Annotated in this window: 18 protein-coding genes and 1 pseudogene; 14 read left to right on the top strand and 5 right to left on the bottom strand. The window is 71.7% G+C overall.

The window, feature by feature from the left end; genetic code table 11:
* Positions 1 to 83 precede the first annotated feature (83 nt).
* The 4 genes and pseudogenes from ACZ4Z1_RS23335 to ACZ4Z1_RS23320 all read left to right on the top strand — a co-directional run.
* On the top strand, positions 84 to 782 hold the full coding sequence (locus tag ACZ4Z1_RS23335; protein WP_468488538.1) for a dienelactone hydrolase family protein: 699 nt from the start codon (positions 84 to 86) through the stop codon (positions 780 to 782).
* Positions 769 to 2,121, top strand: a complete 1,353-nt coding sequence (locus tag ACZ4Z1_RS23330; protein ID WP_468488537.1) for an erythromycin esterase family protein — start codon at positions 769 to 771, stop codon at positions 2,119 to 2,121. Before ACZ4Z1_RS23335 ends, ACZ4Z1_RS23330 begins: the two co-directional genes overlap by 14 nt.
* Positions 2,122 to 2,153: 32 nt before the next feature.
* Entirely contained in the window at positions 2,154 to 2,840 is a 687-nt protein-coding gene (locus ACZ4Z1_RS23325) for a phosphoribosyltransferase (protein ID WP_468488536.1), read from the top strand.
* A gap of 116 nt (positions 2,841 to 2,956) precedes the next feature.
* Positions 2,957 to 3,370 (top strand): annotated as a pseudogene (locus tag ACZ4Z1_RS23320) (AraC family transcriptional regulator); the annotation flags it as partial.
* Positions 3,371 to 3,504: 134 nt separating this feature from the next.
* Here the strand turns inward: ACZ4Z1_RS23320 and ACZ4Z1_RS23315 are convergent.
* Positions 3,505 to 4,350 (bottom strand): class I SAM-dependent methyltransferase, encoded by an 846-nt coding sequence (locus ACZ4Z1_RS23315; protein WP_468488535.1) that lies wholly within the window; start codon positions 4,348 to 4,350, stop codon positions 3,505 to 3,507.
* A gap of 72 nt (positions 4,351 to 4,422) precedes the next feature.
* Here ACZ4Z1_RS23315 and ACZ4Z1_RS23310 point away from each other — a divergent pair, with 72 nt between their 5' ends.
* Positions 4,423 to 5,019, top strand: coding sequence for a TetR/AcrR family transcriptional regulator (locus ACZ4Z1_RS23310; RefSeq protein WP_468488534.1), 597 nt, complete (start codon positions 4,423 to 4,425; stop codon positions 5,017 to 5,019).
* 256 nt (positions 5,020 to 5,275) lie between these two features.
* On the opposite strand, the gene ACZ4Z1_RS23305 is transcribed toward ACZ4Z1_RS23310, so the two are convergent.
* Positions 5,276 to 5,422 carry a hypothetical protein gene (locus tag ACZ4Z1_RS23305; RefSeq protein WP_468488638.1) on the bottom strand — a complete coding sequence of 49 codons (147 nt, stop codon included), beginning with the start codon at positions 5,420 to 5,422 and terminating at the stop codon, positions 5,276 to 5,278.
* Here ACZ4Z1_RS23305 and ACZ4Z1_RS23300 point away from each other — a divergent pair.
* The 5 genes from ACZ4Z1_RS23300 (at position 5,422) to ACZ4Z1_RS23280 (ending at position 10,354) form a co-directional block, all read left to right on the top strand.
* Positions 5,422 to 5,970, top strand: a complete 549-nt coding sequence (locus tag ACZ4Z1_RS23300; protein ID WP_468488635.1) for a carbohydrate ABC transporter permease — start codon at positions 5,422 to 5,424, stop codon at positions 5,968 to 5,970. The two genes, ACZ4Z1_RS23305 and ACZ4Z1_RS23300, sit on opposite strands and share 1 nt — an antisense overlap.
* The gene (locus ACZ4Z1_RS23295; RefSeq protein ID WP_468488533.1) at positions 5,967 to 6,812 is read left to right on the top strand and encodes a carbohydrate ABC transporter permease; all 846 of its coding nucleotides are present in this window, start codon (positions 5,967 to 5,969) and stop codon (positions 6,810 to 6,812) included. The genes ACZ4Z1_RS23300 and ACZ4Z1_RS23295 overlap by 4 nt, the downstream gene beginning before the upstream one ends.
* Positions 6,813 to 6,888: 76 nt before the next feature.
* Complete coding sequence (locus ACZ4Z1_RS23290; protein WP_468488532.1) at positions 6,889 to 8,574, top strand: glycoside hydrolase family 13 protein; 1,686 nt, start codon at positions 6,889 to 6,891, stop codon at positions 8,572 to 8,574.
* 143 nt (positions 8,575 to 8,717) lie between these two features.
* Positions 8,718 to 9,224 carry a carboxylesterase family protein gene (locus tag ACZ4Z1_RS23285; RefSeq protein WP_468488531.1) on the top strand — a complete coding sequence of 169 codons (507 nt, stop codon included), beginning with the start codon at positions 8,718 to 8,720 and terminating at the stop codon, positions 9,222 to 9,224.
* Positions 9,225 to 9,271: 47 nt separating this feature from the next.
* Complete coding sequence (locus ACZ4Z1_RS23280; RefSeq protein ID WP_468488530.1) at positions 9,272 to 10,354, top strand: NHL domain-containing protein; 1,083 nt, start codon at positions 9,272 to 9,274, stop codon at positions 10,352 to 10,354.
* A 64-nt stretch (positions 10,355 to 10,418) separates the two neighbouring features.
* On the opposite strand, the gene ACZ4Z1_RS23275 is transcribed toward ACZ4Z1_RS23280, so the two are convergent.
* The gene (locus ACZ4Z1_RS23275) at positions 10,419 to 12,809 is read right to left on the bottom strand and encodes an ATP-binding cassette domain-containing protein (RefSeq protein WP_468488529.1); all 2,391 of its coding nucleotides are present in this window, start codon (positions 12,807 to 12,809) and stop codon (positions 10,419 to 10,421) included.
* 415 nt (positions 12,810 to 13,224) lie between these two features.
* Here ACZ4Z1_RS23275 and ACZ4Z1_RS23270 point away from each other — a divergent pair, with 415 nt between their 5' ends.
* Both ACZ4Z1_RS23270 and ACZ4Z1_RS23265 read left to right on the top strand, forming a co-directional pair.
* Positions 13,225 to 14,358, top strand: a complete 1,134-nt coding sequence (locus ACZ4Z1_RS23270; RefSeq protein WP_468488528.1) for an amidase domain-containing protein — start codon at positions 13,225 to 13,227, stop codon at positions 14,356 to 14,358.
* A gap of 174 nt (positions 14,359 to 14,532) precedes the next feature.
* Positions 14,533 to 15,807: a polysaccharide deacetylase family protein gene (locus tag ACZ4Z1_RS23265; RefSeq protein WP_468488527.1), complete on the top strand. Its 1,275-nt coding sequence runs from the start codon at positions 14,533 to 14,535 to the stop codon at positions 15,805 to 15,807.
* A 100-nt stretch (positions 15,808 to 15,907) separates the two neighbouring features.
* Here the strand turns inward: ACZ4Z1_RS23265 and ACZ4Z1_RS23260 are convergent, their stop codons facing one another.
* Positions 15,908 to 17,956, bottom strand: a complete 2,049-nt coding sequence (locus ACZ4Z1_RS23260) for a transglycosylase domain-containing protein (RefSeq protein WP_468488526.1) — start codon at positions 17,954 to 17,956, stop codon at positions 15,908 to 15,910.
* A gap of 384 nt (positions 17,957 to 18,340) precedes the next feature.
* Positions 18,341 to 18,862, bottom strand: coding sequence for a hypothetical protein (locus ACZ4Z1_RS23255; RefSeq protein WP_468488525.1), 522 nt, complete (start codon positions 18,860 to 18,862; stop codon positions 18,341 to 18,343).
* Between the two features lie 169 nt (positions 18,863 to 19,031).
* Between ACZ4Z1_RS23255 and ACZ4Z1_RS23250 the strand changes: the two genes are divergently transcribed.
* Together ACZ4Z1_RS23250 and ACZ4Z1_RS23245 are read left to right on the top strand one after the other, a co-directional pair.
* Entirely contained in the window at positions 19,032 to 19,685 is a 654-nt protein-coding gene (locus tag ACZ4Z1_RS23250) for a response regulator transcription factor (protein WP_468488524.1), read from the top strand.
* A 12-nt stretch (positions 19,686 to 19,697) separates the two neighbouring features.
* Positions 19,698 to 20,933 carry a sensor histidine kinase gene (locus ACZ4Z1_RS23245; protein WP_468488523.1) on the top strand — a complete coding sequence of 412 codons (1,236 nt, stop codon included), beginning with the start codon at positions 19,698 to 19,700 and terminating at the stop codon, positions 20,931 to 20,933.
* Positions 20,934 to 20,945: the final 12 nt, after the last annotated feature.

The raw sequence follows: 20,945 nt of genomic DNA, 5'->3' as shown, positions 1-20,945 counted from the left end.
TCCGGGCGGTCGTGGTAGGTGCGGCGGGAGGGGGCGCGGCGGCGCGGGCGCTCGGGCGGAGGACGGAATGAGGCGAGGACGCAGTGACAACGCACGAGACGGTGTCCGCACCCGGCGGGGTGGTGCTCGACAGTGATCTGGAGCTGCCGGATTCGCCGCGTGCCGTGGTGCTCTTCGCGCACGGCAGCGGCAGTTCGCGGCGTAGTCCGCGCAATCGGGCGGTCGCCCTCGCGTTGCGCCGTTCCGGGCTGGCCGCCCTGCTGCCGGATCTGCTGACCAAGGAGGAGACGGAGGAGGACGCCGTCTCCGAGCGGCACCGCTTCGACATTCCGCTGCTGGCCGAGCGGCTGGTCGCGGCGGTGGACCGGCTGTGTGAGCACCCGGCCACCCGGGACCTGCCGCTGCACCTGTTCGGCGCCAGTACGGGAGCCGCGGCGGCCCTGGTGGCGGCGGAACGGCGGCCCGCCCGAATCCGGTCCGTGGTGAGCCGGGGAGGCCGGCCCGATCTGGCGGGCGAGGCGCTGGAGCACGTACGGGCCCCTGTACTGCTGCTGGTCGGAGAGCTGGACACCGAGGTGCTGCGGCTGAACCGAGAGGCCGCCGCCGCGATGCAGGCGCCGTGCGAGGTGGAAGTGGTGCTCGGCGCGTCCCACCTGTTCGAGGAGCCCGGGACGCTGGAGCAGGTGACGGAAGCGGCACGGGAATGGTTCCTGCACCCGCCGGCGCCTGCCGCCGAGCCCTCCCGGTCACCCGGCCCCGGGGGCGGCGATGGCCGCCGCTGAACCGCTGGACTCCGATGTGGCGCGGATCCTCGACACCGCCCTGCCGCTGGCGGACGCCGCCACGCTGGACCCGCTGCTGGAACGGATCGGCGACGCCCGCTACGTCCTCCTGGGGGAGGCGTCGCACGGCACCGCGGAGTACTACTGGTGGCGTGCGCAACTGACCCAGCGGCTGATCGCGGAGAAGGGGTTCGCCTTCGTCGGTGTCGAGGGCGACTGGCCCGACTGTCTCGGCCTGCACTGCTCGGTGACCGCGGCGCCCGGCGCGCCCGAGGACCCGCAACAGGCGCTGGAGGGCTTCCGCCGCTGGCCGCGGTGGATGTGGGCCAATACGGATGTGGCGCGCTTCGCCAGGTGGCTGCGCGCGCACAACACCGGCCTGCCGCCCGGTGAGCGTGTCGGCTTCCACGGCCTGGACGTCTACAGCATGTGGGAGTCGCTGGAGGCGGTGCTGGCCTACCTCGGCGAGCACCACCCGGACCAGGTGAGGCAGGCGGAGGAGGCGTACCGGTGCCTCGAACCGTACGGGCAGGACCCGCAGACGTACGCCCTGGCCACCCGGATGCTGCCCTCCGGATGTGAACCGGAGGTGGTCCGCCTCCTGGTGGCCCTGCGCGAGCGGGCCCGGCGCCCGGAGGACACCTCGTCCGTGGCGGACCTCGCCGCGCTGCAGAACGCCGAGACGCTCGCCGGGGCGGAGCGGTACTACCGGGCGATGGTCCGCGGCGGGCCCGAGTCGTGGAACATCCGTGACCACCACATGGCCGACACCCTGGACCGCCTGACCGCCTATCACGGCCGGGGCGCGAAAGCGGTGGTGTGGGCCCACAACACGCACGTCGGCGACGCGCGCGCCACCGCCATGGCCCCGGCCGGGATGATCAACATCGGCCAGGTGGTACGGGAACGGCACGCCGCGGACGGTGTCGTGCTCGTCGGCTTCGGCTCGTACCAGGGATCGGTCGTCGCGGGCAGCCGCTGGGGAGCGCCGGCCCGTACGCTGCGCGTCCCCGAGGCTCGCGCGGGAAGCGTGGAGGAACTGCTCCATCAGGCGCTGCCCGAGGAACGGGCGCTGTTCGTCTTCCCGCCACGGGGCAGCGGCACCGGCCTGCACCCGGAGGCCGCGGCACCGGCCGGCTGGGCCGGCGCGCAACGGGACCACCGGGCCATCGGCGTCGTCTACCAGCCGGAACGCGACGCGTACGCGAACTATGTACCCACCACTCTCGCCCACCGTTACGACGCCTTCCTGTACCTGGACCGCACCCACGCCCTGACCCCGCTGCACCCCGAACCGCCCGCCACCGGCGAGGAGGAGACCTGGCCCACCGGCAAGTGACCCGCCCGCCGCCCCCGGGGCAAGGAGCCTCCATGCGTTTCACCGACCGCCGGCTCGCAGGCCGGGCCCTTGCCGAGTGGCTGCGCACGCCGGCTGATGAGGTGGGCGATCCGTCCGAGGCCGCGACGTGGCCGTACGGTGCGGCCGACCCGCTCGTCCTGGCCCTGCCGCGTGGCGGTGTGCCCGTGGCCGCTGAGGTCGCCCGGGAGTTCCGGGCGCCCCTCGATGTGCTGGTGGCCCGCAAGATCGGTGTACCGGGCTCGCCCGAGACGGGCATCGGCGCCATCGCCGCCGAGGAACAGCCTGTCTTCGACCACCGGGCCCTGCGGTTCCTGGGCCTGGCCGAGGACGGGCTGGCCCCCTCCGTGGCACGCGAGCGCGCCGAACTGCACCGGCGCGAGGACCTCTACCGCGAGGGCCGCCCCGAGCCCCGGATCACCGGGCGGACCGTACTCCTCGTCGACGACGGCCTCGCCACCGGCCTGACCGCCCTCGCGGCCCTGCGCCACCTCCGCCGCCGGCGACCCGCGCACCTGGCACTCGCCGCACCGGTCGGCTCCCGCAACGCCGTCGCGGATCTGTCCGAGGAGGTCGACCGGGTGTTCGTGCTGCACCAGCCGGACCATTTCCGGGCGGTGGGCGAGTGGTACGACGACTTCGGGCAGGTCGGTGACGATGAGGTGATCGCAGTGCTGCGCGCCGCGTCCTCGACGGCGTAACGGGGCAGGGGGGAGGGCGCAGGGGAGCGGGGATGTTCGTCAGGCTGCCCGTCACGCCGGTGCCGTCAGGCCGGTGCCGTCGGGCAGGCGCGGAATGAGGCGCGTTCGTCCTCGCCGCGGCCGGGCTGTCGGTCGTGCCGCTGGAACGGGAGGGCGGCCGGGCGCAGTTCATCGTGCAGGCCCGGCCGCCCGTGCCCCAGGGATCGCTGCTGGAGCCGGTGCTGACGTGGGCCGAGGACCACCTAACCCAGGATGTGACCCTCGCGGAGATGGCCGCGCGCTGCGGGCTGAGCGAGCGGACGTTCAGCCGCAGCTTCCGGGAGCAGACGGGCACCACGCCGTTGCAGTGGCTGCTGCGGGCGCGGGTGCGGCGCGCGCAGTTCCTGCTGGAGACCATTGGGTACGGCGTCGAACGCATAGCGGCCCAGGCCGGTTTCGGCTCGCCCACCGCCTTCCGGGAACGGTTCAAGCGCGTCGTCGGCGTCACACCGCAGTCCTGCCGCTCGGCCTTCCGCACCAACGCGTTCTGAGCCCTACGTGGTGGTGCGGGCGCTGGCATGATCGACCGCCATGGGCATACGGCCGTTCGACGCGACTGCGCTATCGGCACATCGGCAAACTGCGGGTATCAGCGGCGCAGGTGACCGGGTGAAGGGCGCCCGGTTCAGGCTGCGTCGGACCGTGCCGCGACCACCGCCACCGTGGTGTACCGCATTGTGAAGCTGCCGCCCACCGCGTCGATGGCGGCGCCGATGCCCGTCAGTACCCCCTCCAGTAGCGCCGGGGGGAGCTGGGTGTGGCCGCCGGTGGTGGGTACCTGGTCCAGCCATGCCTCTCGCGTGTATGTGTGCTCCCAGTCGAAGTGCCACTGCTCCGGAGCGTCGAAGGCGCGGCCCGCCGCGCGTATGCCGTCCGCCGCCTTCGCGCACAGTGCTGCGTACGCGTCCGTGGCCGGTGTCGTCCACTGGCGGGCGGCGAGCGCGTCGGGCAGCAGCCTGCGGTAGACCGCTGCGAAGGATGCCGCCAGTTCGGGGGCGGGCCGGGTCGCGTTCCAGAACACGGCCAGTGGGCCGCCGGGGCGCAGTACTCGGGCCGCCTTGGCGGCTCCTGCCACCGGGTCCACCCAGTGCCAGGCCTGCCCGGAGACGACGGTGTCGAAGGTCCGGCCGGCCGGGTCCCAGGATTCGAAGGGCGCCACCTCGGCTTCGAGTCCGAGCCGTCGTGCCAGGCCGGCCATGCGCGCGTCGGCGTCGACGCCCAGTACGCCGCAGCCGGCCGCTGTGAACTGCCGGGCCAGGATGCCGGTTCCGCAGCCGACGTCGAGGACGGCGGTGCCGGGGGTGGTCGTGCCGGGTACGGCGGCGAGGACGCGGTCGATCAGGGCCTGCGGATAGCGGGGGCGGGCCCGGTCGTAGCGTTCGGCGTCGATGCCGTACGACTCGGCCACCTGTCGGTGCTGATGGGGCGTGATGTCGGGGACGGAAGGAGGCTCCGGAGGTAAAGTGGGCATGTGCCCACTATGAGTGGGCGCATGCCCACTCGTCAACGGGAGGGGTGGCGTGAACGAAGGAGGAGAGGGTTCGTGCCGACTGGGGTGGCCATCCGTGACGTACGTGAGCAGCTGTTCGACGCCGCTGAACGCGTCCTGCTCCGGGACGGACCGAGCGCGCTCACCAGCCGGGCGGTGACCACGGAGGCAGGCTGCGCCAAGGGCGTACTGCACCGGCACTTCGAGGACTTCGACGCCTTCCTCGCCGCTCTGGTGGAGGACCGCATCGCCCGGACCGACGGCTGGGCCGCCGCCCTGCGCGATGCGGCCGGGACGGGCGCCGTCACCGGTCACCTCGCCGACGCGCTGACGGACCTGTTCGAGTCGGTGGCCGTGGCGATCGTCGGCCTCGTCACCTCGCGCGACGAGCTGCGCGCGCGGCTGCGCCGGACCACGCCGTCCGGTCTGCCGCTGCTCACCGAGGCCACGGCCGCGATCGCCTCCTACCTGGCCGCCGAGCGCGAACGGGGACGGATCGCGGCGGACGCCGACATCGGCACGCTCGCGCCCACCCTGGTCGGTGCCGGACACCTGCTCTTCGCCGACCGCAAGGGCACCCCGCCGGAGCCCGAGGCCGTCCGCAAGTCCGTGGCCGCGGTGCTGGGTGGTGTCGTCCGGGGCGAGCTCTGACGCGTGCGCGAGGGTGCTTTCGTCGCACGCATGCCGGGGGCGCACCCGCCCTCGGGGCGCGCCCTTCACGCGCCCGTCGTTCGCTCCGCGCGCCCCGCGCAGTCCTGCGTCACCGGACGAGTCGGTGGGCAAAAGGTGGTGGCGCACTGCTTGCCGCCCCCGGAACGTGCGAAGGGCCGTGCCGGGCGTCCGGCAGGGCCCTCCGGATCCTCGCCCGGTCCGGGCAAGGGGCCGTGACAAGGGCGCAGGGCCGGAGTCAACCGGCCGCCGGTGGCGGCCCGGTGCTGCTCCGGGGGACGAGTTCGGTGGGCAGGACGATGTGGCGGCCCTGGTCGCCGCCGGAGCCGTCGATCACCGCGCGGGCCAGTCGTACGGCGGTGCGGCCGATCTCCGCCCTGGGCACTGATCAACGTCGTCGCGGCGCAGCTGTTCGGCTACCTCTTCAACGGTACGTACGGCGGCCTGACCTGGCTCTTCGAGCAGGCCCTCGGCCACCAGCCGGACATCCTCGGCCAGCCCGCCTCCGCCATGGGCGCCATGGTGGTGGTCGACGTCTGGAAGACCACGCCCTTCGTCGCCATCGTCGTCCTCGCCGGGCTGATGCTCATTCCCGGCGACGTCTGCGAGGCGGCGGAGATGGACGGCGCGGGCGCCTGGACGACGTTCTGGAAGGTGACGCTGCCGCAGCTGCGCCCGATCATCGCCATCGCCGTCCTCTTCCGCATCCTGCAGGCCTTCGGCGTCTTCGACCTGCCGTTCGTGCTGACCCAGGGCGGCCCCGGCACCGCCACCCAGTCCCTGGCCATGCTCGGGTACAAGACGCTCTTCCAGAACCTGGAGATCGGCCGGGGCGCCGCCGTCGCGACCACCACCGCCGTCATCGTCATCGGCTGCTGCCTGCTCTTCCTGCGCGTCTTCAAGGCGCAGGCCGACGAAGGAGGACGGGCATGAGAACTCCGCACCGTACCGGCCTGCGCCGCCACCTCACCGGCGTCCACCTCGGCGCCCTGGTCATCGTCGTCCTGACGACGCTGCCGCTGTACTGGATGATCACCGCGTCCTTCAAGGGCCCGGGAGAGATCAGCGCCGCGCCGCCGACCGCGTTCCCCGAGAGGCCCACGCTCACCAACTACGCGGAAGCCTTCGTCCGCAACGGCATCGGCCGCTACCTGCTCAACAGCGTGCTGGTCGCCTCGGTCTCGACGGCCGCCGTCCTGGGCCTGTCGTTCTTCGCCGGGTACGCCCTGGCCCGTACCCCACTGCGCGGGCGCGGTGCCGTCATGACGGCGCTGCTGATGCTCTCCGTCTTCCCGCCGGTCGCCCTGGTCGTACCGCTGTTCCTGCTGGAGCGGCAGGCCGGGCTGCTCAACTCCCACGCCGGGCTGGTCGTCCCCTACGTCGCGCTCAACCTGCCGTTCGCGATCTGGATCATGCGCAACTACCTGGCCGGCATCCCCCGCGAACTGGAGGAGGCCGCCACCGTGGACGGCGCCGGGCCGCTGCGCACCGTCCTGACCGTCATCGCCCCGCTGGCCCGGCCGGGCCTGTTCACCGCCGGGATCTTCACCTTCACCGCGACCTGGGCGGAGTTCCTGCTGGCCCTGACCTTCAACAGCGAGGACGGCCACCGTACGGTCCCGGTCGGCATCGCCCTGTTCACGAGCCAGTACACGGTCCCGTACGGGACGCTGTTCGCGGGAGCCGTGGCGGCCACGCTGCCCATCGGCATCCTGGTCCTGGTCTTCCGACGTTCCCTCGTCTCGGGCATGACCTCCGGGGCGGTGAAGGGATGACGCCACGGGAACCGCGGCCGACCGCCCTGCACCAAGGACCTCCTTTCCTTCGTACCGCACACCGAAAGGCAGCCACATGAGCGCACAGCACCCCGCCGCAGCCACCGGAACCGCCGGCGGCGCACCCCGCGACTGGTGGCGGCAGGCCGTCGTCTACCAGATCTACCCGCGCAGCTTCGCCGACTCCGGCGGCGACGGCATCGGAGACCTGCCCGGCGTGACCTCCCGGCTCGGCCACCTCGCCGCCCTGGGCGTGGACGCCGTCTGGCTCAGCCCCTTCTACCCCTCCCCACTCGCCGACGGCGGCTACGACGTCGCCGATTACCGCGACGTCGACCCGCGCCTGGGCACCCTCGACGACTTCGACGCGCTGGTGGACGAAGCCCACCGGCTGGGCCTGAAGGTCATGGTCGACATCGTGCCCAACCACTCCTCCGACCAGCATGTCTGGTTCCAGGAAGCGCTGCGCTCCGCCCCCGGCTCCGCCGCGCGGGAACGCTACGTCTTCCGCGAGGGCAAGGGCGGACACGGCGAACTCCCGCCCACCGACTGGGCCTCCTGCTTCGGCGGCCCCGCCTGGACCCGGCTGCCCGACGGCTGGTGGTACCTCCACCTCTTCGCCCCGCAGCAGCCCGACTTCAACTGGGACAACCCCGAGGTACGCGCCGAGTTCCGCACCACGCTGCGCTTCTGGTCCGACCGCGGAGTGGACGGCTTCCGCGTCGATGTGGCACACGGCCTGGCCAAGGACCTGGCCGCGCCGCTCCGCGACACCGGCGGCGTCGAGGCGTACGAACCGGACGACCTCCCCGAGGACGGCAGCCACCCCTTCTGGGACCGCGACGAGGTGCACGAGATCTTCCGCGACTGGCGCAAGGTCTTCAACGCGTACGACCCGCCGCGCATCGCGGTCGCCGAGGCGTGGGTACGCAACTCCCGCCGCACCGCCTACGCCACCCCGCAGGAGCTGGGCCAGGCCTTCAACTTCGACTTCCTGGAGGTCTCCCTGCACGCCGGCGAAGTGCGCGCCTGCATCGACACCGCGCTCGCCGACGCCCGCGCCGCCGGGGCCACCGCGACCTGGGTGCTCTCCAACCACGACGTGATCCGGCACGCCTCCCGGCACGGCCTGCCGGACGGCTGCGACGAGGAGGCGTGGCTGCTGGCCGACGGCCTGGCGCCCGCCCTCGACCGGGAGTACGGGCTGCGCCGGGCGCTCGCCGCGACCCTGCTGATGCTGGCGCTGCCCGGCTCCAGCTACCTCTACCAGGGCGAGGAACTGGGCCTGCCGGAGGTCGCCGACCTGGACCGCGCGGCCCTCCAGGACCCGGTGTGGTCCCGCAGCCAGGGCCGGTCGAAGGGCCGGGACGGCTGCCGGGTACCCCTGCCCTGGCGTCGCGCCGGCAGCTCGTACGGCTTCGGCAGCGGCGGCTCCTGGCTGCCGCAGCCCGCGTACTGGGGTGAACTGTCCGTCGAGGCGCAGGAAGGGGACCCTGCCGCGCCGTTGGAGCTGTACCGCGCCGCACTGCGTCTGCGCCGCGAACTGCTCGCCGACGAAGCGCTGGAGTGGGTCAGCGGCCCGGACGCGGCCGCCGAAGGGCTGCTGCACTTCCGCCGCTCCGGCGGCTGGCACTGCGTGACGAACCTGTCGGACACTCCGAAGCCGCTGCCCGACGGCACGCTGCTGCTGACCTCAGCGCCCGTCACGGGCGACGCGCTGCCGCCGTGGACGACGGCCTGGGTGCGGACGGCGACGGGCTGACCGGGAGACGGAAACAGCGGAACCCCGACGACAGGTACGCGGGACAGGTGACCGTGACCGCCGGGTCACGGTCACCGTTTCCTCCACGACCGGTGCACGCCGCGGCCGCGCGGCTCGACGCCGCTTCCGGGAGGAGACCGCTCATGAGACGTCGCAGGGGGGCGGGGAAGAAGACCGGAGCCGCGGCGATCGTGGCGTTCTGCCGGAATTCCCTTCCCGGCCATCGCGTGGTCCGCGGTCGTCACCGACCGGATGCGGGCCCGCGGAACGCACGCGGAGCACGCCGCGCCGACCGCCGCGTCCCGGTCCACGCTCAGGAATTCGCCGACTGGAACGCCCGCATGTACCTGCCCCTGCGGGGCCGTTTCGACTTCGGTGCCTACCACGCGGGCGACACGCCCCATCTGTTCGAGGACGCGGCGGCGCAGCGTCATTTCACGGTGGCGCAGCGGTGGCTTTCGGTCACCTTGACGGACCACTGGGCCGCTTGTGCCCGCACCGGAACGCCCAACGGGCCCCGCCTGCCGGTGTGGCGCCCATACCGGAACGCCGACGCGCGTCCGTACACCCAGTCCCTGTCGCCCTACCGGATCGCGCCGGTCGATTACGCCGAGGAGCACGCTCTGGAATTCTGGCACCGGCTTCCGTGAAGTGACGTGGTCCGGCCTACCGAGGGTGTGTGACGAGCGTGATGGACGTGACGGGTACTCAAACTGGTGTCGCGGTGTCCGGGGGAGAGGCGGCCTTCGCGCCCCCGGCCGCGAGCGTCATCACCACCGTGGCGGGCGACGGCACCGCCGGTCACGGCGGCGACGGCGGGCCCGCGACCGCGGCGCAATTGCGTTGCCCCTACGGCGTGGCGGCCGGTGGGGCCGGCTGCCTGTACATCGCCGATTACCAGAACCACCGGGTACGGAAGGTGCTCGCGGACGGCGTCGTCGTCACCGTGGCGGGCAGCGGGGAGAAGGGGTACGGCGGCGACGGCGGGCCTGCCGTCGCGGCCGCTTTCCGCGACCCTGCCGGGGTGGCCGTCGACGGCGCGGGACATCTCTACATCGCGGACCGGTCCAATCAACGCGTACGGAAAGTGGGCCGGGACGCAATGGTGACCACCGTCGCGGGTAACGGCACGCCCGGGTTCGGCGGCGACGGCGGTCCCGCCACCGAGGCCGCGCTCAATTTCCCGCATGCTTTGGCCATTGACAGCGACGGCAGCCTCTTCATCGCCGACGATTACAACCACCGGATACGGAAGGTGACCCCGGACGGCGTCATCACCACGATCGCCGGTGACGGCGCCGACGGTTTCGCGGGCGACGGCGGACCCGCCACCGCGGCGTCCCTGCATTTCCCGCACGCGGTGGCCGTCGACCGCTCGGGGAATCTGTTCATCGCGGACCGTTACAACCACCGGGTGCGCAAGGTGACGCCGGCCGGAGTCATTTCCACCGTCGCCGGTGTGGGAATCGCGGGTTTCGGCGGTGATGGCGGTCCCGCCACCGAGGCCGCGCTCAATTTGCCGCAGTGCGTGACGATCGGCGACGACGGCACCCTTTACCTGACGGATTACGGCAATGAGCGGGTGCGGAAGGTGACGGCCGACGGGCGTATCACCACGGTCGCCGGGAGCGGCACCAAAGGATGCGGCGGTGACGGCGGGCCCGCCGTCACCGCCGCACTCGACCAGCCCCTCGGCATCACGCTCGACGGCTCCGGCGCCCTGTACATCGCGGACTTCGGCAACCACCGGGTACGGAAGGTGAGCGGCGGAGGCGGGTGAGCGGCGCGGCGGCGGGGCGTCGCACCGTTCTGCCCCGCCGCCGACGTGCGGGCCCAGCCCCGGGTCAGGCGCCGACGTAAGCCGCCAGGTGCTCGCCCGTGAGGGTGGAGCGGGTGGCGACGAGCTCGGCGGGCGTGCCCTCGAAGACGATCCGGCCGCCGTTGTGACCGGCGCCGGGGCCGAGGTCGATGATCCAGTCGGCGTGTGCCATGACCGCCTGGTGGTGCTCGACGACGATCACCGACTTTCCGGAGTCCACGAGCCGGTCCAGCAGTCCGAGCAGCTGCTCGACGTCGGCGAGGTGGAGTCCGGCGGTCGGCTCGTCGAGGACGTAGACACCGCCCTTGTCGGCCATGTGCGTGGCCAGCTTCAGCCGCTGCCGCTCGCCGCCGGACAGCGTGGTCAGCGGCTGGCCGAGGCTGAGGTAACCGAGCCCGACATCCGCGAGCCGGCCCAGGACGCGGTGGGCCGCCGGGGTCCGCGCCTCGCCCTCGCCGAAGAACTTCTCGGCCTCGGTCACCGGCATCGCGAGCACCTCGCTGATGTCCCGGCCGCCGAGACGGTACTCCAGCACCGACGGCTGGAACCGCTTGCCTTCGCACTCGTCGCAGGTGGAGGTGGTACCGGCCATCATCGCCAGGTCGGTGTAGATGACCCCGGCACCGTTGCAGTGCGGGCAGGCGCCCTCGGAATTGGCGCTGAACAGCGCCGGCTTGACGCCGTTGGCCTTGGCGAACGCCTTGCGGACCGGGTCGAGCAGCCCGGTGTACGTCGCCGGATTGCTCCGCCGCGAGCCGCGGATCGGCGTCTGGCCGACCGACACCACACCCGCGCCGGCCGGGACCGAGCCGTGCACGAGCGAACTCTTGCCGGAGCCCGCCACACCGGTGACCACGCACAGCACCCCCAGCGGGACGTCCACGTCGACGTTGCGCAGGTTGTGCTTCGTGGCGCCGCGGATCTCCAGCGCGCCGGTGGCCTTGCGTACCGTCTCCTTGAGGGCGGCCCGGTCGTCGAAGTGGCGGCCGGTGACGGTGCCCGCGGCCCGCAGTCCCTCGACGGTGCCCTCGAAGCAGACCGCGCCGCCTGCCGTACCGGCGCCGGGGCCCAGGTCGACGACGTGGTCGGCGATCGCGATGGTCTCCGGCTTGTGCTCCACGACGAGCACCGTGTTGCCCTTGTCGCGCAGCCGCAGCAGCAGGTCGTTCATCCGCTGGATGTCGTGGGGGTGCAGGCCCGTGGTGGGCTCGTCGAAGACGTAGGTGGTGTCGGTGAGCGAGGAGCCGAGGTGGCGGATCATCTTGACGCGCTGGGCCTCGCCGCCCGACAGCGTGCCCGACGGCCGGTCGAGGGAGAGGTAGCCGAGGCCGATCTCCACGAAGGAGTCGAGGGTGTGCCGGAGCGTGCCGAGCAGCGGCGCCACCGAGGGCAGGTCGAGGCCGCGTACCCACGCGGCCAGGTCGCTGATCTGCATCGCGCACGCGTCGGCGATGCTGGTCCCGTCGATCAGCGACGACCGGGCCGCCTCGCTGAGCCGGGTACCGTCGCACTCGGGACAGGTCTGGAAGGTGACGGCCCGGTCCACGAACTCCCGGATGTGCGGCTGCATCGCCTCCCGGTCCTTGGCCAGGAACGACTTCTGGACCTTGGGGATCAGCCCCTCGTAGGTCAGGTTGACGCCCTCGACCTTGACCTTGGTCGGCTCCCGGTACAAAAAGTCCCGCAGCTCCTTCTTCGTGAAGGCGCGGATCGGCTTGTGCGGGTCCAGGAAGCCCGACTCGGCGTAGACCCGTACGGTCCAGAAGCTGTCCGACTTCCAGCCGGGGATGGTGAACGCGCCCTCGGCCAGCGACTTGGAGTCGTCGTAGAGCTGGGTGAGGTCGATGTCGGAGACCGTACCGCGGCCCTCGCAGCGCGGACACATGCCGCCGGTCCGGTGGAAGGTCGCCTTCACCGCCTTCTTGTTGCCGCGTTCCACGGTGATCGCGCCGCTCGCCCGGACCGAGGGGACGTTGAAGGCGAACGCGGCGGGCGAGCCGATGTGCGGCTGCCCGAGCCGGCTGAAGAGGATGCGCAGCATCGCGTTGGCGTCGGTGACGGTGCCGACCGTGGAGCGCGGGTCGGCGCCCAGCCGTTGCTGGTCGACGATGATCGCGGTCGTCAGCCCTTCCAGCACGTCGACCTCGGGCCGCGTCTGCGTCGGCATGAAGCCCTGCACGAAGACGCTGTACGTCTCGTTGATCATCCGCTGGGACTCGGCGGCGATCGTGTGGAACACCAGCGAGCTCTTGCCCGAGCCGGAGACCCCGGTGAACACCGTCAGTCGGCGCTTGGGGACCTCGATGCTGACGTCCTTGAGATTGTTGACCCGTGCTCCGTGCACGCGGATCAGGTCGTGGCTGTCGGCGATGTGCGGCGCAGGTGACTGCGGTTGCGGTCTCGCGGCCTTGCTCATCGTGCGTCTCCTTCGTCGGGCGGGGCCGCCTGCGCGGTCTCCGTCGGCGTCACCTGGCCCGGTCCGACCGGATTCGAGCGGTTCATCCGGTTTCTCGCCATGTGTGCGGTCGCGGGGCCGGCCGCTGTCCACATGATCGTCGGTGTCGGCCGGGACGGCGCGCCGTCCGTACGGCGTGGACGGCGCGGTCCATGGCGCCACGTTAGGCGCGGCGCGGCGGCCGGCGCTTCTCGAATCCTGATCGGTTCGGCCGGCCGTGCGGACTCCGGTCCGGTGGCGGGCTGCCGGGCGGGCCGGGGGCTCCCGGCGGAACGACCGGCTCCGCCTTTCGTCGGACCCGTGATCCACTGTGGGGCATTTTGTGTAAAGATTCCCTGCCCGGCCCGGGTGGGCCGGGGTGACAAGGGGAAAATTCGTGAAATCAACGATCCTCAGATCCGCCGTCGGCACGGTCCTCGCCGTGGCCGCGGCGGCCGTGTGCCTGCCTGCCTCCTCCGCCGCCGCGGCGCCCGGGACCGCCGGCGCGGACCAGGCGACGACGCAGACCTTCAGCCGCACCGCCGACGCCGTCCTGACGCAGCGGACGGCGGCGCTGCTCGACAACCGCTCGGGCCGAATAGCCCCGCTGCCCCGCAAGCGGGTGCACCTGTCGGCCCGCCTGGCGCGGGCCGAGAACGCCGGGATGTCCTCGCTGCGGGCCCGCAAGCAGCGGCTCGCCGCCCTGGGGGAGGCGTACACCGCCGCCGACACCCGGGTCACCGTGGACAGCACCCGGCTCACCGGCCGGCGCGCCACGGTCGAGGTCACCGAGAGCACCACACTCACATACAAGAAGATCCGCGGTGACGAGCCGGCCACTACCGGCTTCAAGGCCCGCCATGAGATGGACTTCACCGCGGCCCCGGGCGGCACCTGGGAGCTGACGGGCATCAGGTCCAAGGACGACGGGCCCGGCGCGATCAACGCTCCCACGCTGCGGGCGGCGGCGGCCGCGGACGCCGGGAACACCACGCCCAGCGCGCCGCCGGCCGGCACCTCCCGGCCTTGGCGCCCGGCGCCCAGGAAGCAGCTGACCGGCGGGTACGACTACGCCGCCATGGCCGCGTACTCGGAGAAGTACTGGCGGAACTACAACCCCGAGTACCGCAAGTTCAACGCGGCCGGCGGCGACTGCACGAACTTCCTGAGCCAGGCCCTGAAGGCGGGCGGCTGGAAGCCCGAGGGCGGCGCGGCCTCGGACTACCGCAAGTGGTGGTACGACGACAGCTACCAGTCCGACAGCTGGGTGGGGGCCAACGAGTGGTCCTGGTACGCGCTGAACTCCAAGCGCGTGACCAGCCTGTCGAACGTCTACCAGATGGACGTCGGAGACGTCATGCAGATGGACTTCGACGGTGACGGGTCCAAGGACCACTCCATGATGACCACGTACCGCAGCAGCTACGGCGTGCCGTACCTGACGTACCACTCGACCAACACCTACCGGAAGTCGGTGGCGAGCATCATCGCGTCCTACCCGGACGCGGTGTACTACGCCTACCGCACCTGACGGCCGGGCCGGGCGGCCCCACGTCGCCGCCCGGCCGCTGTCCGTACGGACCACGGCCCCGGCCGGCCGGGCCCGCGCAGGTGACGCAATACGGATGCCAGGGGTTGATGAGCGGCATGACACCTCTGTGATACTTGGGCCAGAACACGTGTTTTGGTGCCAGGGGGTAGGGAAATGTCGAAGAGGAGTGCGCTCGGCGCGCCGGCTCTGGTCACCGTGGCGGCTCTCGCCCTCGGCCTGACGGCCTGCGGTTCCGGCGACCAGGGCGGGGAGAAGGAGGCGGCGGCACCGTCGCACGGCGCCGAGCAGCCGAGGCCGGCGCCGCCGGAGGGTGGCGCGGGCAAGGGCGGGGGGACGCCCAAGCCCGAGGAGAAGTGGGACGGCAAGGTCAGGGTCCTCGGGGACGGTTCGACGTCCTACACCGGGCCCCAGCCCAAGCAGCCCAAGCCCGCGAAGCTCAAGCCGGGCGAGAAGCCGCCGCAGTTCGTGGTGTTCTCCTGGGACGGCGCGCTGGAGGGTGACGACCACCTCTTCTCGCACTTCCGGGAAGTCGCCAAGGAAAACAACGCCAAAATGACGTTCTTCCTCACCGGCACCTATCTGCTGCCGAAGTCGAAGGCGGCGATGTACAAGCCGCCGCAGCACAAGCCGGGCGCTTCGGCCATTTCGTATGCGACGAACGAGCACATCAAGGACACCCTGCGGCAGGTCCGGGGCGCCTGGCTCGAAGGAAACGAGATCGGCACCCACTTCAACGGCCACTTCTGCGGGGCCAAGGGCGGCGGTGACTGGAGCGTCGCGGAGTGGAAGAGCGAAATCCAGCAGGCGTATTCCTTCGTCCAGAACTGGAAGACGAACACCGGGTACACAAGCCTGCCTCCGCTGCCCTTCGACTACAAGAAGGAGCTGGTGGGAGGGCGCGCGCCGTGCCTGGAGGGGCAGGAGAACCTGCTCACGGCGGCCAAGGAGTTCAACTGGCGCTACGACGCCAGCTCGCCCGGCGACTTCCAGATATGGCCGTCGAAGAAGAACGGCATATGGAACTTCCCGTTGCAGCTGCTGCCTTATCCCCAGAGCGAGAAGCAGGTCCTGTCCATGGACTTCAACTTCCTCTACAACCAGTCCGGTGACAACACCAAGGGTGACCCGGCGAAGTACGCGCAGTGGCGCAAGCTGACCCGGGACGGTTACCTCAACGGATTCAACCGCGTCTACCACGGGAGCCGGGCGCCGCTGTTCATCGGCAACCACTTCGAGGACTGGAACGGCGGTATCTACATGAAGGCCATCGAGGACGTCGTGAAGGCGGTGTGCAAGAAGGACGGCGTGCGCTGCGTCACCTTCAAGCAGGTGGCCGACTGGCTGGACGCCCAGGACCCCGCGGTGCTGGAGCGGATGCGCGGACTCGACCCGGCGCAGATCACGGACTGGGCGTCGGTGGTGAAGTAGGCCCGGGCCGCGGCCGCCCCGGTGAGGGCGGCAAAAAGCCTCCGGTCCACGCCCCCTGACGCAGGGGCGCGGACCGGAGGCTTTTACGTCGCGGAGGGCTCTACCGGGCGGTCATGTACCGCGTCCAGATGTCGATCGGGAAGGGGCTGCCCACCGCCCCCTTCGGCCGCCCGCCGATGCCGTCCAGCGGCATCAGCTCCTGGCTCTTGGGGTCGATGCGCGCGAGCGAGACGGCGGTCGACAGGGTGCCGCGGTAGCCGACGAACCAGGCGGACTTGTTGTCCTGCTCGGTGCCGGTCTTGCCGGCCGCGCCGGGACCGGCCGCCTTCGCCGCGGTGGCCGTGCCCCGGCGGACGGCCTCGCGCAGGGCGTCGTCCACGGCGCCCGCCACGTCCTGGGGCAGCACCTGCTCGGCGGTCGGCTTGCCGACCGGCACCTCGCTGCCGTTGCGCATGAGCTTGCCGACCGAATAGGGGTCGCTGTGCCTGCCCCGGCCCGCGAACGTGGCGTACGCGTCGGCCATCCGGATCGCGCTGGGTGTGGCGGTGCCCAGGGCGAAGGACGGCAGCTTCGCGCCGAGGCTGCTCTCCAGCAGCCCGGTCTGCACGCCGACCTTGCCGACCCGCTCCAGGCCCACGTCCATGCCCAGCTGCATGACCGTGGTGTTCACGGAGTGCGCGACCGCGCTCTTCAGGGGGAGCTTGCCCCAGGACCTGCCGCCGTCGTTCTCCGCCTTGGCGATCTTTCCCGCGCGGTCCCAGTACGGGCCTTCCGGGGTACGCAGTGTGATCTTGTTGTCGCCGTCGTAGACCGTGGCCGGCGTGACCGGCGTCCGGGGCTTGCCGCGCTCGCGCTCGACACCGTCGCGCAGCGCCGCCGCGTAGACGAACGGCGTGAAGGCGCTGCCCGCCGGCACCACCGAGGAGTTGGCGTCGTTGAAACCCTGCTCGAGGTAGTCGGGGCCGCCGTACAGCGCCACGATCCGCCCGTCCGTGGTCACCGAGGCCGCGCCGATGCGTACGTGCCGGTCGGCCGCGCGGCTGCCCGGGGTGAGCTTGGCCCGTACGGACTCGACGGCCTGGGACAGCGCCGTCATCCGGGGCTTCTCGAAGGTGGTGTGGATCTGGTAGCCGCCGAGGGCGAAGTCCTTCTCGGAGATGCCGGTGTGCGCGCCGACGTAGGCCCGGGCCGTCTCCACGAGGTAGCCGTTCTGGCCGGTCAGGCCGGCGGGCTTGGGCGGGGCCTGCGGCTCGGGGAAGCGGGTGTAGCGGCCGCGCTCCTCCGGGGAGAGCTTGCCGATGGCCACCATCCGGTCCAGCACCCAGCTCCAGCGCTCCACCGCGCGCTTGCGGGGCTCGGCGCCGAGCGCCGGGTCGTACAGCGCGGCGCCCTTGAGGAGCGAGGCGAGGAACGCGCCCTCGCTGACGTTCAGCTGGGCGGCGTCCTTGCCGTAGTACGCGTGCGCGGCGCGCTGGATGCCGTAGGTGCCGCGCCCGAACCAGCTCGTGTTCAGATAACGCTCCAGAATCTCGTCCTTGGTCATCTTGTTGTCGAGCTTGATCGCGATGAACATCTCGCTGAGCTTGCGGGTGAAGGTCTGGTCCTGGTTGAGATAGGCGTTCTTCACGTACTGCTGGGTGATGGTGGAGCCGCCCTGGGTGTCGCCCCCGGTGACCATCCTGGTGGCGGCCCGGACGATGCCGCTGGGGGAGATCCCGCTGTCCTCGTAGAACGTCTCGTTCTCGGCGGCCAGCGCGGCCCACCGGACCTTCTCCGGTACCGCGTCGAGGGGCATGTCCTGCCGGTTGATGTCTCCGGTACGGGCCATCTCGGTGCCGTCGGCCCAGTAGTAGACGTTGTCCTGCTGGGTGGCGAAGGCGTTGAGGTCGGCGGGTATCTCCGTACGCGCGTACATGATCGCAAGGAGGCAGGCGAGTACGCCGGAGCAGGAGCCGGCCAGCCCCAGCGTCTGGCGCCAGGACGGTACCCAGCGCCGGAAGCCGGAGCGCCCCGGGCGCGGGTAGGCCGGGCGGCGGAGCCGGAGTCTGCGGCGGTTCGCGGCCCACCACCGGCCGAGGGCGGACCAGCGGCCGCTCGCGGCGGCGGTGGTGGTGGTCCGGGCGTGTGCCCCTTTTCGACGTTCGATCACCGCTCGACCCTATGGGATGACTCCCCGTACCTATGTTCTGCTCTGCCACGAAAACGTTACGTTTCCGGGGCGCAAGGGTGGCGGGCCGCCGGAGACCGGGGCGCGGCGCCCCGGCCGGTCGTCGTGCGCACGGGGGACGGCCGGGGCGGCCGCGCGGTCTCCGGCGGCCCTCGGGGGAGGCACCGCATTCGGCCACCGTCAGACTCGTTCAGCTGAATTGAGCCTGTTATTCGAACAGTGGCCGGAATTCCTGGATGTGGTGCGAAACTTCCATGATGACGGGTGTGCGGTTACGTCGCGGTTACAGGTCCGATTCTGTGGAATTCGGGCAGGCCGATAATGTCCAACCGCCCAATGGGGGCGGTTGGACGTGGTGCGGAGAGGTCAGAACTCGGAAGGCAGACTCGGCGCCTTGGGCGCCGCGGGGCAGTCCTCGGTGCAGGTGAAACCGAGCGCCGGAGTCTCCGGAGTCACCGCCGAGGGCTCCTTCGGCAGGCCGCTGTCGGCGGGCAGCTTCGACGCGCAGGCCTTGGCCGCGTTCCGGTACGCCTTGGAGACCGGGTTGATGTTGCCACCGGACTTCAGCTGGAGCTGCCCGTTCTCCTTGATGGTGACCCCGGGGAAGTCCTTGATCCCGTTCTCCTTCATGCACTGCGTGAAGGCCTCGGCCTGGCGTTCCCGCGTCGCCGAGTCCCCGGCGGCCTTCTGCGTACCGCCCGAGGCCGACGCCGAGGACGTGGCCTGGGCCGCGCGGGCGACGGACTGCGACGATGCGGCCGGTGCCGCGGACGACGAGGTCTGGAGCACCAGGACGGTCCCGCCGGCCGCCAGTGCCGCGACGAGCAGCGGGACGGCGAACAGCCTGCGCTTCTTACGTGGTGTTTCCTCTTCGGACGGTGCCGACATGTCAACTCCTCTGGGACGCTGGACGTCTGGAAGCCAGTTCAGCAACCGGGCGGTTACCGCGACGGAACATCGGGTGTTAAGCGGCTGTAACCCCGATCAGCCCTTACGCCGCTGTAACCGCCCCCCGCGCAAGATCACAGGCAACGGTGACGGACCGACGGTGGGGGCCATGCGGATTCTGGTGGTGGAGGATCATCGCGATCTCGCGGAGACGCTGGCCGCGGGCCTGCGCCGGGAAGGCATGGCGGTCGATGTCGCCCTGGACGGGACGGCTGCGCTGGAACGCACCTCGGTCAACCGGTACGAGGTCGTCGTCCTCGACCGCGACCTGCCCGGCCTGCACGGCGACGAGGTGTGCCAGACCCTGATCACCGAGGGCTATCCGGCGCGGGTGCTGATGCTGACGGCCGCGTCCACGATCGAGGACCGGGTCGAGGGCCTGACCAGCGGCGCCGACGACTATCTGCCCAAGCCGTTCGCCTTCGCCGAACTGGTCGCCCGCATCCGCGCCCTGGGGCGCCGCAGCCAGCCCGCGCTGCCCCCGGTGCTGTGCCACGCCGACCTCAAACTGGATCCCGGCAAGCGCACCGCGCAGCGGGCGGGCACCCGGCTCGACCTCAGCCCCAAGGAGTTCGCGGTGCTCGAACTGCTGCTGGCGGCGGGCGGCCGGGTCGTCTCCGCCGAGGAGCTGCTGGAGCGGGCCTGGGACGAGGCCGCCGACCCGTTCACCAACACGGTCAAGGTCACCGTGAGCCGGCTGCGGCGCAAGCTGGGCGAACCGCCGCTCATCGAGACCGTGGCCCAGGCCGGATACCGGATCTGAGGGGAGGCCGGGATGCGCCGTACCCGCCGTCCGGCCCGCCGCACACCCGCCCGTACCGCGTCCGTCCGTACCGCCGCCGGCCCCTTCGGCAAGATCCGCTGGACCATCCGGCTGCGGCTGACCCTGCTGTACGGAGCGCTCTTCCTGGTCACCGGCGTGCTCCTGCTCACCGTGGTCTACCTGCTGGTGGCCGGCCGGCCGCCGTGGGCCGGTGTCGACCCGCCCGCCCCGCCGGCCGCGTCCGTGAGCCCCAGCGGCCTCGGTGACGCAGCCGGTGTACCGGCTCCGACGGTGGACCTGGAGCAGCAGCTGCAACAGCAGCGCAGCGACTACCTGGAGAAGCTGCTCACCTCGTCCGGGATCGCCCTGGCGCTGCTGACCTTCCTGTCGGTGTGGCTGGGCTGGCTGATGGCAGGCCGGGCGCTGCGGCCCCTGCGGACCATGGCCGACACCGCGAAGGCGATCTCGGCGAACGACCTGCACCGGCGGCTCGGCGCGCCCGGCCCGTCCGACGAGATCAAGGACCTGGCCGACACGTTCGACGCGCTGCTCGACCACCTGGAGGGCGCGTTCGAGGCGCAGCGCAGGTTCGTCGCCAACGCCTCGCACGAGCTGCGCACCCCGCTCACCTTCGAACGCAGTCTGCTGGAGATCACCCTCGCCGACCCGGACGCGAGCGCGGCCGAACTGCGGGAGACGTGCGTCCGCGTGCTGGGCAGCAACACCCGGCAGGAGAAGCTGATCGAGGCGCTGCTGACGCTGGCCCGCAGCCAGCGCGGCCTGGACCGGCGGGCGCCGGTGGACCTGGCGGCGCTGGCCGCCGAGTGCCTGGTGCGGCCCCGTGACGCCGACGGCCCGCCCGGTGTGCGGATCGTCAGCGACCTGGCGCCGGCCGCGGTGATGGGCGATCAGCCGCTGGTCGAGCGGTTGATCATCAACCTGGTCGACAACGCGGTCCGGCACAACGTGCCCGACGGGCGGGTACGGGTGTGGACGGGCCGGCACGGCGGCCGGCCGGCGCTGAGTGTGCGCAACACCGGCCCCGAGGTCCTGCCGTCCCAGCTCGAACTGATCTTCCAGCCGTTCCAGCGGCTGCGGGCGACCCGGCTCGGCGGCCACGACGGCCAGGGCGTCGGCCTGTCGATCGTCGCCGCCATCGCGGCCGCCCACGACGCGGATCTGCACGCCGAGGCACTGCCGGAAGGCGGACTGGAAATCCGCGTCGAATTCCCACCCGTCGCACGCTGACTCAGCGGGGAA

It is taken from the genome of Streptomyces sp. NPDC030165 (assembly GCF_055573595.1).
The sequence above is the reverse complement of the archived record's forward strand: the minus strand, read 5'-3'. Positions and strand labels throughout refer to the sequence as shown.

Coding starts and splice junctions, on each gene's coding strand:
- ACZ4Z1_RS23315 (WP_468488535.1), bottom strand. CDS start 4,350: ATGCCCACTTTACCTCCGGAGCCTCCTTCCGTCCCCGACATCACGCCC.
- ACZ4Z1_RS23330 (WP_468488537.1), top strand. CDS start 769: ATGGCCGCCGCTGAACCGCTGGACTCCGATGTGGCGCGGATCCTCGAC.
- ACZ4Z1_RS23275 (WP_468488529.1), bottom strand. CDS start 12,809: ATGAGCAAGGCCGCGAGACCGCAACCGCAGTCACCTGCGCCGCACATC.
- ACZ4Z1_RS23285 (WP_468488531.1), top strand. CDS start 8,718: ATGAGACGTCGCAGGGGGGCGGGGAAGAAGACCGGAGCCGCGGCGATC.
- ACZ4Z1_RS23250 (WP_468488524.1), top strand. CDS start 19,032: ATGCGGATTCTGGTGGTGGAGGATCATCGCGATCTCGCGGAGACGCTG.
- ACZ4Z1_RS23290 (WP_468488532.1), top strand. CDS start 6,889: ATGAGCGCACAGCACCCCGCCGCAGCCACCGGAACCGCCGGCGGCGCA.
- ACZ4Z1_RS23325 (WP_468488536.1), top strand. CDS start 2,154: ATGCGTTTCACCGACCGCCGGCTCGCAGGCCGGGCCCTTGCCGAGTGG.
- ACZ4Z1_RS23265 (WP_468488527.1), top strand. CDS start 14,533: ATGTCGAAGAGGAGTGCGCTCGGCGCGCCGGCTCTGGTCACCGTGGCG.
- ACZ4Z1_RS23295 (WP_468488533.1), top strand. CDS start 5,967: ATGAGAACTCCGCACCGTACCGGCCTGCGCCGCCACCTCACCGGCGTC.
- ACZ4Z1_RS23245 (WP_468488523.1), top strand. CDS start 19,698: ATGCGCCGTACCCGCCGTCCGGCCCGCCGCACACCCGCCCGTACCGCG.
- ACZ4Z1_RS23255 (WP_468488525.1), bottom strand. CDS start 18,862: ATGTCGGCACCGTCCGAAGAGGAAACACCACGTAAGAAGCGCAGGCTG.